The 16,570-nt window shown below is 67.7% G+C and carries 13 protein-coding genes; 9 read left to right on the top strand and 4 right to left on the bottom strand.

Annotated elements, in window-relative coordinates; translation table 11 throughout:
* Positions 1 to 3 precede the first annotated feature (3 nt).
* Positions 4 to 2,328, top strand: coding sequence for an FdhF/YdeP family oxidoreductase (locus tag U5798_RS05660; RefSeq protein ID WP_124446944.1), 2,325 nt, complete (start codon positions 4 to 6; stop codon positions 2,326 to 2,328).
* 12 nt (positions 2,329 to 2,340) lie between these two features.
* The gene (locus tag U5798_RS05655; RefSeq protein WP_322081471.1) at positions 2,341 to 3,261 is read left to right on the top strand and encodes a bestrophin family protein; all 921 of its coding nucleotides are present in this window, start codon (positions 2,341 to 2,343) and stop codon (positions 3,259 to 3,261) included.
* Between the two features lie 13 nt (positions 3,262 to 3,274).
* On the opposite strand, the gene U5798_RS05650 is transcribed toward U5798_RS05655, so the two are convergent.
* Entirely contained in the window at positions 3,275 to 5,305 is a 2,031-nt protein-coding gene (locus U5798_RS05650; RefSeq protein WP_322081470.1) for an FUSC family protein, read from the bottom strand.
* A gap of 146 nt (positions 5,306 to 5,451) precedes the next feature.
* Here U5798_RS05650 and U5798_RS05645 point away from each other — a divergent pair, with 146 nt between their 5' ends.
* The gene (locus U5798_RS05645; RefSeq protein WP_124446940.1) at positions 5,452 to 6,354 is read left to right on the top strand and encodes a LysR family transcriptional regulator; all 903 of its coding nucleotides are present in this window, start codon (positions 5,452 to 5,454) and stop codon (positions 6,352 to 6,354) included.
* Positions 6,355 to 6,394: 40 nt separating this feature from the next.
* Here the strand turns inward: U5798_RS05645 and U5798_RS05640 are convergent, their stop codons facing one another.
* Positions 6,395 to 6,760: a hypothetical protein gene (locus tag U5798_RS05640; protein WP_124446938.1), complete on the bottom strand. Its 366-nt coding sequence runs from the start codon at positions 6,758 to 6,760 to the stop codon at positions 6,395 to 6,397.
* On the opposite strand from U5798_RS05640, the gene U5798_RS05635 reads away from it, so the two are divergent.
* The 5 genes from U5798_RS05635 (at position 6,759) to U5798_RS05615 (ending at position 12,526) form a co-directional block, all read left to right on the top strand.
* Positions 6,759 to 8,318: a DHA2 family efflux MFS transporter permease subunit gene (locus U5798_RS05635; protein WP_124446936.1), complete on the top strand. Its 1,560-nt coding sequence runs from the start codon at positions 6,759 to 6,761 to the stop codon at positions 8,316 to 8,318. The genes U5798_RS05640 and U5798_RS05635 overlap by 2 nt on opposite strands.
* Positions 8,319 to 8,469: 151 nt before the next feature.
* Positions 8,470 to 8,799, top strand: coding sequence for a hypothetical protein (locus U5798_RS05630; RefSeq protein ID WP_124446934.1), 330 nt, complete (start codon positions 8,470 to 8,472; stop codon positions 8,797 to 8,799).
* A gap of 268 nt (positions 8,800 to 9,067) precedes the next feature.
* On the top strand, positions 9,068 to 9,400 hold the full coding sequence (locus U5798_RS05625; RefSeq protein WP_124446932.1) for a sugar ABC transporter ATPase: 333 nt from the start codon (positions 9,068 to 9,070) through the stop codon (positions 9,398 to 9,400).
* Between the two features lie 136 nt (positions 9,401 to 9,536).
* Complete coding sequence (locus U5798_RS05620) at positions 9,537 to 11,126, top strand: ABC transporter substrate-binding protein (RefSeq protein WP_322081469.1); 1,590 nt, start codon at positions 9,537 to 9,539, stop codon at positions 11,124 to 11,126.
* Positions 11,127 to 11,272: 146 nt separating this feature from the next.
* Positions 11,273 to 12,526 (top strand): hypothetical protein, encoded by a 1,254-nt coding sequence (locus U5798_RS05615; RefSeq protein ID WP_322081468.1) that lies wholly within the window; start codon positions 11,273 to 11,275, stop codon positions 12,524 to 12,526.
* A gap of 19 nt (positions 12,527 to 12,545) precedes the next feature.
* Here the strand turns inward: U5798_RS05615 and U5798_RS05610 are convergent, their stop codons facing one another.
* Together U5798_RS05610 and U5798_RS05605 are read right to left on the bottom strand one after the other, a co-directional pair.
* Positions 12,546 to 13,853, bottom strand: coding sequence for an Nramp family divalent metal transporter (locus U5798_RS05610; RefSeq protein WP_322081467.1), 1,308 nt, complete (start codon positions 13,851 to 13,853; stop codon positions 12,546 to 12,548).
* 95 nt (positions 13,854 to 13,948) lie between these two features.
* Entirely contained in the window at positions 13,949 to 15,205 is a 1,257-nt protein-coding gene (locus U5798_RS05605; protein ID WP_322081466.1) for an oxalate decarboxylase family bicupin, read from the bottom strand.
* Positions 15,206 to 15,687: 482 nt separating this feature from the next.
* On the opposite strand from U5798_RS05605, the gene sapR reads away from it, so the two are divergent.
* Entirely contained in the window at positions 15,688 to 16,563 is an 876-nt protein-coding gene (gene sapR, locus U5798_RS05600; protein WP_124446923.1) for a sap1 transcriptional regulator SapR, read from the top strand.
* Positions 16,564 to 16,570 lie beyond the last annotated feature (7 nt).

Raw genomic sequence — 16,570 nt, 5'->3', positions numbered from 1 at the left:
ATCATGAAAAAGAAATCCGCCACCGCGCGCATCGAACCGTACACCCACCCGGCCGCCGGCTGGGGTGCGCTGAAAGCCGTCACGATCAACCTGATCAAGGAAAAGGTCGCCGGCGGCAACTACCGGACGCTGCTGCGCCAGAACCAGCCGGACGGCTTCGACTGCCCGGGCTGCGCGTGGCCCGACCGGCAGCACGCGTCGACGTTCGAATTCTGCGAGAACGGCGTGAAGGCGGTGGCCGCCGAAGCGACGAGCAAGCGCGTGACGCCCGAGTTCTTCGCCGCGCACACGGTCACCGAGCTGCTCGACCAGTCGGATTTCGAACTCGAACAGCACGGCCGCCTCACCGACCCGATGGTGTACGACGCGCGGACCGACCGCTACGTGCCGATCGCGTGGGACGACGCGTTCGAGCTGATCGCGCGTCACCTGCGCGCACTGCCCGACCCGAACCAGGCCGCGTTCTACACGTCCGGCCGCGCGAGCAACGAAGCGGCGTTCCTGTACCAGTTGCTGGTGCGCCTGTACGGCACGAACAACTTCCCCGACTGCTCGAACATGTGCCACGAGGCGACGAGCCGCGGGCTGCCAGCGTCGGTCGGCGTCGGCAAGGGCACCGTCACGCTCGACGATTTCGAGCATGCGGACACGCTGCTGATCTTCGGCCAGAACCCGGCGACCAACCACCCGCGGATGATGGGCGAGCTGCGCGAATGCGCGAAGCGCGGCGCGACGATCGTGTCGATCAACCCGCTGAAGGAGCGCGGCCTCGAACGCTTCGCCGATCCGCAAAGCCCGATCGAGATGCTGACGATGTCGGGCACGAAGATCGCATCGACGTTCATCCAGCCGACGATCGGCGGCGATTTCGCGCTGATCAAGGGGATGGCGAAGCGCGTGCTCGAACTCGACGATGCCGCGCGCGCCGCCGGTGCGCCGCGTGTGCTCGACACCGCGTTCATCGATGAGCACACGGCAGGTTTCGACGCGTTCGCCGACGACCTGCGCAATGAAAACTGGTCCGCGCTGACGGCCGAAAGCGGCGTGCCGTACGAGCAGATCGACGGCCTTGCGCAACTCTATGCGCGCAGCGAACGCGTGATCGCGACGTGGGGCATGGGCATCACGCAGCACAAGCATTCGGTCGCGACCGTGCAGATGCTGACCAACCTGATGCTGATGCGCGGCAATATCGGCCGCCCCGGCGCCGGCCTGTGCCCGGTGCGCGGCCATTCGAACGTGCAGGGCAACCGCACGGTCGGCATCGAGGAAAAGCCGTCGCAGGCGTTCCTCGACCGGCTCGGCCACGTGTTCGACTTCGAACCGCCGCGCCACCACGGCTACGACGTCGTCGAGACGATCGAAGGCATGCTCGAAGGCCACGTGAAGGTGCTGATCGGCCTCGGCGGCAACTTCGCGATGGCGACGCCCGACACGCCGCGCACGTGGGAAGGCATGCGCCGCTGCGACCTGTCGGTGCACATCACGACCAAGCTGAACCGCAGCCACCTGATCCATGGCCGCGAAGCGCTGATCCTGCCGACGCTCGGCCGCACCGAGATCGACCTGCAGGACAACGTCGCGCAAGGCGTGACGGTCGAGGATTCGATGAGCATGGTCCACGTGTCGTACGGGATGAACAAGCCGGCGTCGCCGAACCTGATGTCGGAGCCCGCGATCGTCGCGCACATGGGTCATGCGCTGTTCGGCAGCGGCAAGATCGACTGGCTCGCTTACAAGGACGACTACGCGAAGATCCGCGACGCGATCGAAGCGACGCTCGACGGCTTCTACGACTACAACACGCGCATCGCACGGCCGGGCGGCTTCCACCTGCGCGTCGCGTCGCGCGACCGCGAATGGCTCACGCCGACGGGCAAGGCGAACTTCATCGCGCACGCATTGCCGACCGACACGCCGATCCAGCGCGCCCGCGCGCTGCACGGCGAACGGCTGATGACGCTGATGACGACGCGCTCGCACGACCAGTACAACACGACCGTCTACGGGCTCGACGACCGCTATCGCGGCGTGTTCGGCCAGCGCCGCGTGGTGTTCGTCAACCGCGACGATCTGGCGATGCTCGGCCTTGCGGCCGGCGAATGGGTCGACATGGAAACCGTGTGGCACGACGGCATCGAGCGGCGCGCGGACGGCTTCCTGCTCGTCGAGTACGACATTCCGCGCGGCTGCATCGGCGCGTACTACCCGGAAACCAACCCGCTCGTGCCGCTCGACAGCGTCGGCGACGTGTGCAACACGCCGACGTCGAAGTCGGTGCCCGTGCTGCTGCATCGCGCGGCCGCGCCGGCGTCGATCGCCGCCTGACGGAGCACGACGATGATCGTTCGTCCGCGCGAGCACTGGCTGCGGATGCTGCTCGTCTGGAACGGCTCGGTGCTGCCGACCATCCTGCCGCAGCTCGTGCTGACGCTCGCGATCAGCCTCGTCGCGGTGTGGGGCGGCGGCCGCGTGCTCGGCGAGAAGGTGCCGCTGAATCCGACGCCGTTCACGTTGATCGGCCTCACGCTGGCGATCTTCGCGGGGTTTCGCAACAACGCGAGCTACGAACGCTACCGCGAGGGCCGGCAACTGTGGGGCGGCGTCCTGACCGCCACGCGCACGCTGGTCTCGCAGGCGCTCTGCTACGGCGCAGTCGATCGTGACGATGCGTCGCGGCGCGCGTTCGTGCGGACGGTCGTCGCGTTCGTCTATGCGCTCAAGCATCAGCTTCGCGGCACCGATCCGGCCACGGACCTGCGCGGCCTGCTCGACGAGACCACCTATGCGCGCATCGCCGGTTCGCGATTCCGCCCGGTCGTCATCGTGCACGCGCTGCGCGAAACGTTCGCCGCACGCGCCGACGCGGGCCGACTCGCCGATACGCGACTGTGGATGCTGGATGCGCGCCTCGACGATCTCGTGTCGATGGTGAGCGGCTGCGAGCGGATCGCGTCGACGCCGATCCCGTTTTCATACGACGTGCTGCTGCACCGGACCATCTACGCGTACTGCGTGCTGCTGCCGTTCGGCCTCGTCGACTCGATCGGCGCGGCGACACCGTTCGTCACCGTATTCGTCGCCTATACGCTGATCGCGCTCGACGCGATCGCGCATGCGATCGCCGAGCCGTTCGGCGACGGGCCGAACCATCTCGCGCTCGATGCGATGACGCGACAGATCGAGCGCACGCTGCTCGAACTGAACCGCGAACCGCTGCCGGCGGAAGTGACGCCCGGCCGCGCGTACCGCCTCACCTGATCGGCCGCCCCGTTCAGTCGCCGCGCCCGCGCAGGAAGCGGCCGTGCTCGGCGGCTGCGTCGGCGATCCGCCGCAACAGCACGACGCCTCGCAGCAACGCGTGCGCGTCGTCGCCGTCGCGCACGGCCGCGCGGCGCCGCAGCACGCGCGCCGCCGCGTCGCAGGCCCGGTCGAGTTGCGCGAAATCCGCCCGCGCGACGCGCCCGCGCACCACGGCCACCGCACGGCGCGCGGCGGGCTCGCGCGATGCCAGTTCGCCGAGCGACAGCAGGCTGTCGCCGATTCCCCAGATCGCGAGCAGGTCGCGCATGTCGCGCTCGATCAGCGTCTGCGGCAGGCTGCCCGCGAAGCCGAGTTCGCGCGCGAGACGATCGGCCGTCCGGCTCAGCCACACGCTCTCCGGCCACGCGCGCGGGTCGCGCGCGATGCCGGCCAGGTCGCGGCGCACCGCACGATGCAGCCGCCGCCTGCTCGTGCCGGGATCGCCGGGAAACACCAGCGCGAAGATCAGCGCGCCGAACGCGATGCCGAGCATCGTCGCGAGTGCGCTGTTCAGGAATGCGGCATCGCCGATGCGCACCGTGTTGTCCGGCGACGTGAAATTCCAGAAGAAGATCGAGAAGCCGCTGCCGATGCCGGCCGTGCGCGGATTGCGCATCGCGATGCCCGTGCCGATCATGAACACGCCGAGGATATACGCGAGCATCTCGAAGCCCGACACCGCCGGCAGCAGCACGAAATTGCAGAGGGCGCCCGCGACCGCCGCGCAGGCCGCCCCTTTCAGGAAGCCGACCGTGGCGCCGACCGAGTTCGGGCGCGTCGAGAACAGCGCGCAGACCACGCCCGTGATCGCGACGAAGCCCGCGCCCGACGGCCATGCGGTGACGATCCAGATCGCCGACGCGGCCAGCACCGCGATGAACGCGCGGATGCCGTTGTGCCACGCGAGCACCGGATCGTGGTGGAACGCGTAGCGCACGCGCGCAGGCGGCGGCTCGGGCCGATCGAGCAGCGCCTTGCTCGCGAACGCACGGTCGAACCCGGCGAGCAGCGCCGCCAGCCGGTCGAGCGTGAGCAGGCGCGACGTGTCCGGGCCGATCTGCGCGGCGGCCTCCGCGTGCAGGGCGTCGTCCACACGCGCACGCAGTGCCGCGATCTCGTGCCCCGCATCGCCCGAAGCGGCGACACCGTCGAGCACGCGCGCAGCCTCGTCGACCAGCGGATCCGTCGCATCGCCGGCACGCGCCGCATGCTCGCGAATCGCCTGCCCTGCGGCCTGCGCGGTGAGCACACCGAGCGCCGCCGCGCGCAGATGGCCGATCGCGTTGCGCACCGGCGGCGCGCCTGCCGCCGCATACTCGGCCGCCGTGTCGAGTTCGAACGCATCCGCAAACAGGCGGTGCACGGCCGCGTCATTCGGCTCGCGGCGCAGCGCGCCCGCGCCGACCGCCACCGCGCGGTCGAGATAGCGCGCGAGCCGGGTCCGGACGTCCTTCAGCGGCGCACCCGGCGCAAAGACCGTTTCGAACAGCGCGCCGCACAGGATGCCGACCACCACATACAGGAACCGCGCGACCGCGATGTCGAATGCATGCAGCGGCGCCGATACCGCATCCATCGCGATGATCGCGGCCGTATAGCCGGCGAGCACCGCCGCATACGCGCGGAAATTCCGCTGGAACGTCGCGACGCCCGCGCACAGCCCGATCCACGCGGCGAGCGCCAGCAGGAACAGCTCGCGCGTCTGCGCGAATGCACCGGTCAGCACGAGCGCGACGGCCGCGCCGATCGCGGTGCCGAGAATCCGGTACTGGCTCTTCGACAACCCCATTCCGCGGCTGCCCTGCGCGACGATCCACACGGTCGACGCGGCCCATTTCGGATCGTCGAGATTCATCCGGAACGCGATATAGAGCGCGAGCAGCGACGCGGCCGTATTGCGCAGCGCGAACGCGAGCGCGCCGGGCGGCAACGTCGGGCGCGCATCGCGCAGCGCGGCCCGGACGGCCGCGAGCGGCGGCACGCTGGGGAGAGCGAATTTCATCCGGCGAGCATACGATCGCGCGCCGGCCGCCACTACGGGGCGGCGGCGGGATGCGTTATTGCACCGGGCAGGATAATCGGCGCGACCCGCTGCGATCCGGCGCACGACGGTAAGATGCGCGCAGAACGAACCTCGAAACGCCCCGTATGGACCTCGAAAGCATCCGGATATTCTTGCGCGTGGTGGAACGCGGCAGCTTCACCGCCGCCGCCACGCAACTCGACATGCCGCTCAGCCGCGTGAGCCGCAAGGTCAGGCAGCTCGAAGACGACCTCGGCGTCCAGCTGCTGTACCGCACGACGCGCCGCGTGTCCGTCACCGAAGCCGGGCGCGACTATTACGAACGCTGCCTGCGCGCCGAGGAAATCCTGCTCGACGCCGACCGCCAGGCCCGTGCGCTGCGCACCGAACCCGAAGGCACGCTGCGCGTGCTGGTGCCCTACGCGATCGGCCTGATCGAACTGGAGCCGGCGCTCGCCGAGTTTCGCCGGCGATACCCGCTGGTGCAGCTCGTGCTGATCTACGACAACAGCCCGCTCGACCTCGTCGAGCACGGCTTCGACGTCGCGCTGCGCACGGGCGTGCTGACCGATTCCGGCTATGTCGCGCGCTCGCTCGGCTGGTCGCACGCAAAGTTCGCGGCCAGCCCGCACTATCTCGACCGCGCCGGCCGGCCGCAGACGCCGCAGGATCTCGCCGGTCACGACATCCTGTTCGTCGGCCGCGACACGCCCGGCCTGACGCTGCGGCTCACCAACGCGGCCGGCGACGTGGCCGACGTGCCGGTGCGGCCCGTGCTGATCTCGAACGAATCGGTCACGGTGCTGCGCCAGGCCGCGAGCGGCGGCGGCATCGCGCTGATCTCCACGCACTTCACGACGCAGCGGCTCGCCAGCAACGAACTCGAAATCGTGCTGCCCGACTGGCACCGCACCGACGACGTCGAGCTGCACGCGCTCTACCCGAAGCGCGCGACGCTCGACAGCAAGGTGCGCGCGTTCGTCGAGTTCCTGACGGAAGTCTTCACCGCGTGGCGGACCGCACCGTAACCGGCACCGTGTGACCGGCCATCGATGCCCATCGGCGGCATTATTGCGGCGCACGAAAGGAATTAATGAGCGCGCGAGCGTTGATCGCCGTGCGCCGCATCGTTAGCCTGTGCCCATGCCAAATCACCACACACGCTACGGCAGCCACGTGCCCGCTGCCCGCCGACGCGTCACGCGCGTCGCGCCCTCCTGACCGGCCTGCCCGCGTCCCGAAGCCCGCCACGGCTTCGCCGATCCGATCGAACGCCTGAACCGCATGCTGCGCGCGGACGGCCCCGTTTTCCGGGCCGCCCGCGCGCAGGGCGTGTTCGTCCGCTTCGCGGCCCGTCCGCGCAGGCGTCGCGCGCGTGCGTGCGCGACTGCCGGCGCGCGCCGCCCGGCCCCTTTCATCACGCAGGAACACCATGTCATCTCCGTCCCCCCAGGCGCCGCTGTCGGGCGGCAAGCTCGCGATCGGCACGATCGCGGTATCGCTCGCCATGTTCATGAACGTGCTCGACTCGTCGATCGCAAACGTCGCGATCCCGACGATCTCGGGCGACCTCGGCGTGTCGGTCGACGAAGGCACGTGGGTGATCACGATCTTCGCGGCCGCGAACGCGGTGTCGATTCCGCTGACCGGCTGGCTCACGCAGCGCTTCGGCCAGGTGCGCCTGTTCGTCACGTCGATCCTGCTGTTCGTGTTCGCGTCGTGGCTGTGCGGGATCGCGCCGAACCTGCCGACGCTGCTCGCCGCGCGGATCCTGCAGGGCGCCGTCGCGGGGCCGCTCGCGCCGCTGTCGCAGGCGCTGCTGCTCGGCGCATGGCCGCGGCAGAAATCGTCGAGCGCGCTCGCGCTGTGGTCGATGACGGCGCTCGTCGGCCCGATCGCGGGGCCCTCGCTCGGCGGCTGGATCACCTACGACTACAACTGGTCGTGGATCTTCTACATCAACATCCCGGTGGGCTTCTTCGCGGCAGCCGTCACGTGGATCGTGTTCCGCGACCGCGAATCGGCCACGAAACGCATGCCGATCGATACCGTCGGCCTGCTGCTGCTCGTGCTGTGGGTCGCGTCGCTGCAGATCATGCTCGACAAGGGCAAGGATCTCGACTGGTTCAACTCGCCCGTCGTCGTCGCGCTCGGCATCGTCGCGCTGATCGGCTTCGCATTCTTCCTCGTGTGGGAGCTGCATGAAGCCAACCCGATCGTCGACTTGCGGCTCTTCACGCAGCGCAATTTCGCGGGCGGCACGATCGCGATCTCGGTCGCGTACGGGATGTTCTTCGGCACGCTCGTGCTGCTGCCGCAATGGATGCAGGGCTATCTCGGCTACCGCGCGGTCGATTCGGGGCTCGCCACCGCGCCGCTCGGGGTGTTCGCGATCCTGCTCACGCCGGTCATGGGGCGCCTGCTGCCGCGCACCGACCCGCGCTATATCGCGACGCTCGCGTTCGTCGGCTTCGCGGTCGTGTTCATGATGCGCACGACGTTCTATACCGACGTGTCGCGCTGGGACCTCGTGCTGCCGACGCTGCTGCAGGGCATTCCGATGGCGATGTTCTTCGTGCCGCTGACGTCGATCATCCTGTCCGGCCTGCCGCCCGAGAAGATCCCGGCCGCGGCCGGCCTGTCGAATTTCGGTCGGACATTCTGCGGCGCGGTGGGCACGTCGCTGATCAGCAACGCGTGGAACGACCGCACGATCCTGCATCACGTGCGGCTCACCGAACAGGCGAGCGTCACCAATCCGGTCTTCACGCAGCAGGTCGACGCGACGCGTTCGCTGTTGCACCTGAGCCCCGATTCGGCGCTCGCGTTCTTCAACGCATCGGTCGACTCGCAGGCGGCCGTGATGGGGTTGAACGACATCTTCTACGTGTCGGCGATCATCTTCATCGCGATCATCCCGCTCATCTGGATCACGAAGCCGGTTCGCTCGGGGGGCAGCGATGCCGACGCGGCGGCGGCCGGCGCGCATTGATCCGTACCCGCTGCGGCGCGCGCCCCGCGCCGCGGCAGACGTAATAAACACTTGCAATCGATACAGGCCGAAACGTCAACAGCCGGTGCCCGTATCGCGTTTTTTCGTCATGCGCCCACGATTCCGGAGCGCAACGACAGGAGAAAACACCATGCGAGCCCTCACCCGCCAAATCGCGATTGCCGCCACCCTGATGTCGGTGCTGACCGGCACCGCGTTCGCCGACACGCCGTGGCAAAACGCGCATCCGCGCCGCGAAGAGGTCAACCAGCGCCTCGCGAACCAGAATCGCCGCATCCATCACGAAGTGAAGGAAGGCGAAATGTCGCACGCCCAGGCCGCGCGCCTGCACCGCGACGACCGGAAGATCCGCCAGGAAGAGCGGGACATGGCCGCGCAGGATCACGGCCACATCACGAAGAGCGAAAAGCACGTGCTGAACCAGCAGGAAAATGCGGTCAGCCACAAGATCGGCCAATAACACCGACAACACCGGCAAGCGTCCATTCGCCATTACCTGAAACGCCCGCTGCCGCGATGCGGCAGCGGGTGCTTGTTGTGTCGGCTTGTTGTATCGAATCGTTTCAACGCGCCGACGGCGTCAAATGCTGCGGGTATACTCCGTCGTCAGCCGCCTGTCGCATCGTCGTCCGTCAAAAACGGCCCGATTCCGGGCGGTTTCGTCGCGAAGCTTCGCGTTTCGCCTACCCCGCGCCCCAGCCTCGATACGAGACACTCGACGACCGACCATGAAACGATTCCTGCTGCTCCTTCCCGCCGCCCTGCTCGCCGCCTGCGGTTCCGCTCCCTCGTCCGACTCGGCCTCGTCGGGTGCCGCACCGATGATCTACGTGTCGTCGCAACGTCCGGCCTACGCGATCGCGAACTGCCTCGACAGCCGCCTGTCGGGCACCGAGCAATCGCAGCGCAACGGCGTGACCGACATCTCCGTCGGCTCGAATTCGTACTTCGTCACGCTGACGCCATCGGGCAACGGCTCGGTCATCAAGGTCGTGCGCGGCTCCGGCAACGAACCGGCCGAGGAAGCGATGCGCTTCGCGGTCGCGCGCTGCGCGATCTGATCCGAACCTGCCGATGCCGGGCGCCCGCCCGGCTCGCGGCTACGCGCCACCCCGCCGGCGCGTACGCCGAATATTTTCATCCGGGCGGCCGTCGATGAGAGAATCGCACCCACGATTCCCTTTCAACGGAGCCCGCATGAAGCACCTGCTGTCCCGGCTGTTCGTCAGCGCCGCGCTCGTCGCGCTTGTTCCGGCGCTGCCGGCGCAGGCTGCCACGCCGCCCGGCATCTTCGTCGTCGCCACGCAACTCGGCGAATTCACGACCCTCGACCCGAGCGGGATCTACGAGCTGGTGCCGTCCGAATATGTCGCGAACACCTACGAGCGGCTGGTGCGCGTCGACCTGAAGGACCCGACGCGCTTCGACGGGCAGATCGCGCAATCGTGGACGGTCGGCGCCGACGGCACGACCTACACGTTCAAGCTGCGCCCCGGTCTCACGTTCCATTCCGGCAACCCGGTGACCGCCGACGACGTCGCGTGGTCGCTGCAGCGCACCATCCTGCTCGACAAGGGGCCGGCCGGCGTGCTCGCCGATCTCGGCCTTACGAAGGCGAACGTGATGCAGAAGGTGCGCGTGGTCGATCCGCAGACCGTCGTGCTCGAAACCGACCGCAAGTACGCGCCGAGCTTCGTGCTCAACGTGCTGAGCGCCTGCCCGGCGTCGGTGTTCGACAAGAAGCTGCTGCTGTCGCATCAGCAAGGCAACGATTTCGGCAGCGGCTGGCTGCGGACCAACGACGCAGGCTCGGGCCCGTACCAGCTCGTCAAGTGGACGCCGAACGAGACCATCGTGCTGCAGCGCTTCGAGAAATACCGCGCACCGTACCCGATGAAGCGCGTCGTGCTGCGCCACGTGCCCGAAGCGTCCGCGCAGCGGCTGCTGCTGGAGAACGGCGACGCCGATGCCGCTCGCAACCTGAGCCCCGACAGCCTCGCCGCGCTGACGAAGGCCGGCAAGATCAAGGTCGCGTCGTGGCCGGTGTCCGCGCTGCTGTACCTGAGCCTGAACACGAAGAACCCGAACCTCGCGAAGCCCGAGGTGCAGCAGGCGATGAAATGGCTGGTCGACTACGACGGCATCCAGCGCAACATCGTCAGCACGACCTACAAGGTGCACCAGACCTTCCTGCCCGAAGGCTTCCTCGGCACGTCGAACGCACGGCCGTACAAGCAGGACGTCGCGAAGGCGAAGGCGCTGCTCGCGAAGGCCGGCTTGCCGAACGGCTTCGACGTGACGATGGACATGCCGAACGACTATCCGTACCTCGAGATCGCGCAGGCGCTGCAGGCTAACTTCGCGCAGGGCGGCATCCGCGTGAAGCTGATCCCCGGCGATGCGAAGCAGGCGATCGGCAAGTACCGCGCGCGCCAGCACGACATCTTCATCGGCGAATGGTCGCCCGACTACATGGACCCGAACAGCAACGCGCGCGGCTTCGCATGGAATCCGGACAACTCGGATCAGTCGCCGACGAAGATGCTCGCGTGGCGCAACAGCTGGGACATTCCGCAACTGACGAAGGACACCGAGGCCGCGCTCGTCGAGCCGTCGCCCGCCAAGCGCGCGCAGCGTTACGAAGCGCTGCAGAAGGCCGTGCTCGCGAACTCGCCGTTCATCATCATGTTCGAGAAGGTCGTGCAGGTCGCGACGCGCCCCGGCGCGACCGGGCCGGAAATCGGGCCGATCAACGACCTCGTGTCATACCGCACGCTCGCGAAGTAATCGCGCCGCCCCGCGCGCCCGGCCATGCCGGCGCGCGGGTAATCGCCACGTGCCGCCGCGCCGGCGCTGTGCCGTGCGGCGGCCGCGATCTACAATGGCCGGCGCCACGCGGATACCGCGCCGGGCACACGTAACGGGGAAACAACATGCATCCGAGCGAGCACGCGGTCTGCGTGGCGATCAACGACAACAACCGCGCATGGTACGAAATGCTCGTGCCGTTCCTGCTGTCGCTGCGGCAGACCGGCTACGACAGCCGGATCGCGGTGATCGGCTACGGGCTGTCCGAACGCAAGCGGCAGATCCTCGCGAGCCAGTCGGTCGACGTGATCGACGCGTCGGGCGCGTATGCGCTGCCGGTCGGCCGCTTCATCGAGGCGGCCGCGTATTGCGCACGCCACCCGCAGATTCGCAAGCTCGCGCTGTACGACGCCGACATCTGGTTCTGCGCGCCGCAGTTCGACCTGTTCTCGCAGATCGGCGACGACCGCATCCACGTGTGCCCCGACCCGCTGTTCTGCACGTTCGTCGTCACGCCGCTGATCGGCGAGCGGCGCGACCATCACTGGCGGCTCGTCGTCGACGATGTCACCGCACGCCACGGCGGTGCGCTGCAGGCCGGGCTCGTGGCGGGGACCGCCGACGCCTGGGCACGCTACGCGGACCACCTGCGCGACTGCATCGCGCGTGTCGGCACCGATTTCCAGGAATGCTTCGGCATCGATACGACGTTCCTGCATCTGTGGAGCGCACAGGGCGAAACGGCGCTGCTCGATCCGGTCCAGAACTTCGTCAGCAAGTACGGCATCCACGAATCGTTCGACGCCAGCAGCGGCACGACGACGCTCCGGTATCAGGGCGAGCCGATCCGCGCGCTGCACATGACCGGCGACATCCGCTTCCTCGACCGCTGGCGCTACTACGCGAACCACACCGACGCCGCGCTGCGCGACGGCTCGCCGTTCGCGCTGTCGGACGGCACGCCGGTGCCGGCCGATGCGGTCGCCGCGCGCATCGCCGCGGCGGACTACGTGCAATCGGCCGGGCTGATCGTTTCGTCCGCCGCGATCGAGGGCAGCGCAGGCGCGTACCTGCAGGCGCTCGACGAACCGGGCGGCACGATGCTCGTCGGCAGCGGCAACCACGAAGTCGTGTTCACCGCGACGCGCGACATCGCGCGGCTGAACGTCTACGTCACGCATCCGTCCGGTTCGCCGTCGCCGTTGCTGTGCGAAGTGCTGGTCGACGGGCACGTGCAGCGCAAGGGCACCGAGCTGATGGCGCATTTCTGGCACCAGGTCGCGGCCGGCGCCGTCATCACGCTGCGCGCGACGAGCCTCGGCGGCCAGCAGTGCAACGCGATCTGGCGGCTGCGCGAAGCGCCGGACATGCAGCAGTAGGCGGCCTGCCCGCCGCCGGTCAGGCGAGCGCTGCCCACACCAGGTACGCATTCAATCCGACGATCACGACCGTCGCGGCCCCGGCGACGATCCGCAGCGGCATCCGCATCGCGTAAGCGCCCATCACGTCCGCGCGCGCCGACAGCATCAGCAGCGCGATCATCGGCATCGGCAGCACGAAACTCAGCACGACCTGGCTCGCGACCATCGCGCGCGTGACGTCGCAGCCGAGCGCGACCACCGCGAACGCGGGCACGATCGTCACCGCGCGCCGCATCCAGACCGACGTGCGGCGACGGATGAAGCCCTGCATCACGACCTGCCCGGCCATCGTGCCGACCACCGAGCTCGACACGCCCGACGTCAGCAGCGCGACGAGGAACAGCGCGCCGGCCGCCGGCCCGAGCACCGGGATCAGCGTGTGGTACGCGTCGCCGATGTCGGTCATGCCCGGCGCGCTCACGTGGAACGCCGACGACGCCATCATCACCATCGCGAGATTCACGAACCCGGCCAGCCCGAGCGCGACGACGACCTCGCGGTTCGAGAACCGCACGAGCCGCCGCCGCTCCGCGTCGTCGCGCGGCGCGGTGCGATCCTGTGTCAGGCCCGAATGCAGGTACAGCGTGTGCGGCATGATCGTCGCGCCGATGATCCCGACCGCGATCGTCAGCGCCGCGTGATCCGGAATCTGCGGGACGACCAGATGGAACGCGGCCGCGTGCCAGTCCTGCGGCGCGATCAGCAGTTCGCCGAGATAGCACGCGCCGATCACGCCGACCAGCGCCGCGATCGCGGCCTCCAGCGGCCGGAAGCCGCGCTTCTCCAGCGCGAGGATCGCGCAGGTCGCCAGCCCCGTCGCGATCATCCCGGCGAACAGCGACAGGTGGCACAACAAGCCGAACGCGAGCGCGCCGCCGAGGAATTCGGCGAGATCGGTCGCCATCGCGGCGATCTCCGATGCCGCCCACATGGCCCACACGACCGGCGCGGGGAAACGCTCGCGGCACAGCTCGGCGAGGTTGCGCCCGGTGACGATGCCGAGCTTCGCGGACATCGCCTGGAACAGCATCGCGATCGCGTTCGCGGCCAGCACGACCCACAGCAGCCGGTAGCCGTATGCGGCACCGGCCTGGATGTTGGTCGCGAAGTTGCCGGGATCCATGTAGCCGATCGACGCGATCACGGCGGGGCCGACGAATGGCAGCAGCGCGGCGGCGCCGGTGCGGCGCCCTTCCAGCGCGGCACGCGTCGCGCCGTCGATGCGCTCGGGGGACAGGCCCGGCAGCACAAGGCCGCCGGCAGGTTTGCTCGGGACGGGAAGCATGGTGGAGTTTCCGTTCGAATGAGGAAGACCGATTCGGGAGCGCGCGCCGAGGCCGGCATGCCACCTGCCGGCTTCGGCCTGGAGCGAAGACCGCGTTACAGCGGCACGACGTCGGGACGATTGCGCGGAAACTGCGCGATCACGTCGGGCGCGACGTTCAGATGCGCTTCGACGAGCTTCGGCGGCGTATGCGCGAGCCAGTCGGACAGCGACACCTCCGCATAGCGGTCGGTCTTGAAGATCTCGAGGAACACGAGGTCGGTCGTGCCGGTGTTCTGCACGTAGTGCCCGAGGCTCTTCTTCACGTAGCCGACGTCGCCCGCGCGGAAGTCGGCCGTCTGCGCCTTCGGGCCCGTGTCGAACACGGTCATCCGCGCTTCGCCCTGCAGGTAGTACTGCCACTCGTCCGCGTTCGGGTGCCAGTGCAGCTCGCGCATACCGCCCGGGTGCACGGTGACGAGCGCGGCCGCGACGGTCGTCGACACGTTGAAGTTGGTGCTGTCCGCGATCCGCACTTCGCCGCCGCGCGTCTTCCTGGCCGGCTTCATGTCGCCGAGCGAAAAAATGAACGGATGCGGCGGCGCCCCGGCCGACGAAGCCGACGCCCGCTGCGCGTCCGCGAGCGGCCCCGGTTCGTCGCCCTGGAAGATCCACAGGTTGTCGAGCGGAACATTCCTGAACGCATCGGCCGGCACGCCGAAGTTCAGCGCAAGCATGTCGGGCGGCGTATGCGCGATCCAGTCGGTCAGCAGCAGCGTGTTGAATTCCGATGCGCGGCCGTTATCGAACGCGAGCAGGAATTCGCCGCCGTCGGTGCCGAGGCCCTGCAGCGAATGCGGCAGGCCGGGCGGGAAATACCAGAGATCGCCGGTCTTGACGTCCTGCACCGACGGCCGCCCGAGTTCGTCGAGCACCGTGATCCGGCAGCGGCCGTCGAGCATGATTGCCCATTCGGCCTGCTGGTGCCAGTGCATTTCGCGAATGCCGCCGCGCGTCAGGCGCATGTTGACGCCGGAAATGGTTTCGGAAATCGCAAAATCGTCCTGCGTGACTTCGCGCGCCCATCCGCCATTTTGAATGCGCTTATGGGCATTATTGAATGAGGCCCAGAATAACGGCATCCCGTTGATATCGGTGGCAGGCGGATCCTGAAAGGATGGAAACTGGTTTGCAATGGCCGGGTTTTTCGGGCCCGGGTCGGTCAGGCTCTGGCGGTTGAGCGCATTCACCGCGCCTTCCGGCGGACGATCCGGATTTCCGAACGAGGCGGCCTTGGCCGATACCGCGATACCCGCGGCAGCAATGGCGCCGGCCGTACCCGCCAGCATTTTGCGTCGAGAAAGATTCGTCACGATTTCCTCTTCATTTCTGCAATTGAGAGAATTTCCATTACGGAACATATGCCGCTTTTCCGATTATCGAAAATCGAACATCCCGTGACGCAAGTTAAATACAAATTCAGATAAAAATTAAATGAATTATTAACCTGAATTAATGATTTAAACTGATCGGCTTTAATTTTGTAATTATCGAGACGCTGTGTGGTGCTGGATGCAGGTGAATCGGCGAGTCAAGTGAAGGTGGAAATGCAACCGGGCGTGGTGGTCATGCCATCCACCTGCTGCCAGGTCAGATATTCCTGACAGGCATAAACGCAAAATATGTCTGTCAGGAATAATCCGCCGCCCGGCTCGCACCCCTGCTCATGTCACCCAGCGCGCTCTCGACCCTATCACCTATCCCCTCATCATAGTTTTTATCCGCTGGCGCGATTGATTTTGGCTTTGTTAGATGGATGACATCGAATCACCAGACGACAAATATCTAACAGCCGATGACCTGCGCATTCGCCCGCACCGTCGAATCCCGCTATGCCGAGCTGACGCCGACCGCCAAGCGCATCGCGAGCTACATGCTCGCGAACCTCGACCGGCTCGGGCTCGAGACGGCCGACCAGATTGCGCAGCAGGCCGGCACCAGCGGCATCTCGGTCGGGCGCTTCCTGCGCAGCGTCGGCTATCGCAATCTCGACGACCTGAAACGGGAGCTGCGTGGCGGCGGCGATCGTCCGTGGATGATCACCGACCGGCTCGACGAATACCGCCGCGTCGCCGGCACACCACCGGCCGACGGCAGCGGCAGCGACGGCACGCTCGCGTCGTCGCTCGAACGCGAGCTCGACGCGATCCGGCACGTGTACCGCCTCGCCGAAGGCCCCGTGTTCGCGCAGGTCGCCGACCGGATCGCGCAGGCCGACGCGGTGTTCATCCTCGGCATCCAGTCGACGCGCGGGATCAGCAACGCATTCAGCAGCTACCTCGAATACCTGCGCCCGCGCGTGTTCTATTCCGACGGCCAGTCGGGCTCGTACGTCGATTCGCTGAACTCCGAATTCGAGCGGCCGTATTGCATCGTCACCGATACGCGTGCGTATTCGCGCAGCGCACGCCGCTATTGCCAGGCGGCCGCCGAGCGCGGCCAGCCGTTCGCGCTGGTCACCGATCTGTCGTGCCCGTGGGCGCGCGACTGGCCGGCCGACCTGCTGCAGGTGAAGACCGACGTCGGCCAGTTCTGGGATTCACTCGCGCCGCTCACCTGCCTGTTCAACCTGCTGATCACGGCCGTGGTCGACCGCCTCGGCCCCGCGATCGACCGGCGTGTCGCACGCAACCGCGAACTGCAGCGCACGTTCGACCAATTCGAATCCTGAGCGAGCC

It is taken from the genome of Burkholderia sp. BCC1972, assembly GCF_905339605.1.
Taxonomy (GTDB): domain Bacteria; phylum Pseudomonadota; class Gammaproteobacteria; order Burkholderiales; family Burkholderiaceae; genus Burkholderia.
This window is presented reverse-complemented; position numbering and strand designations above follow the sequence as displayed.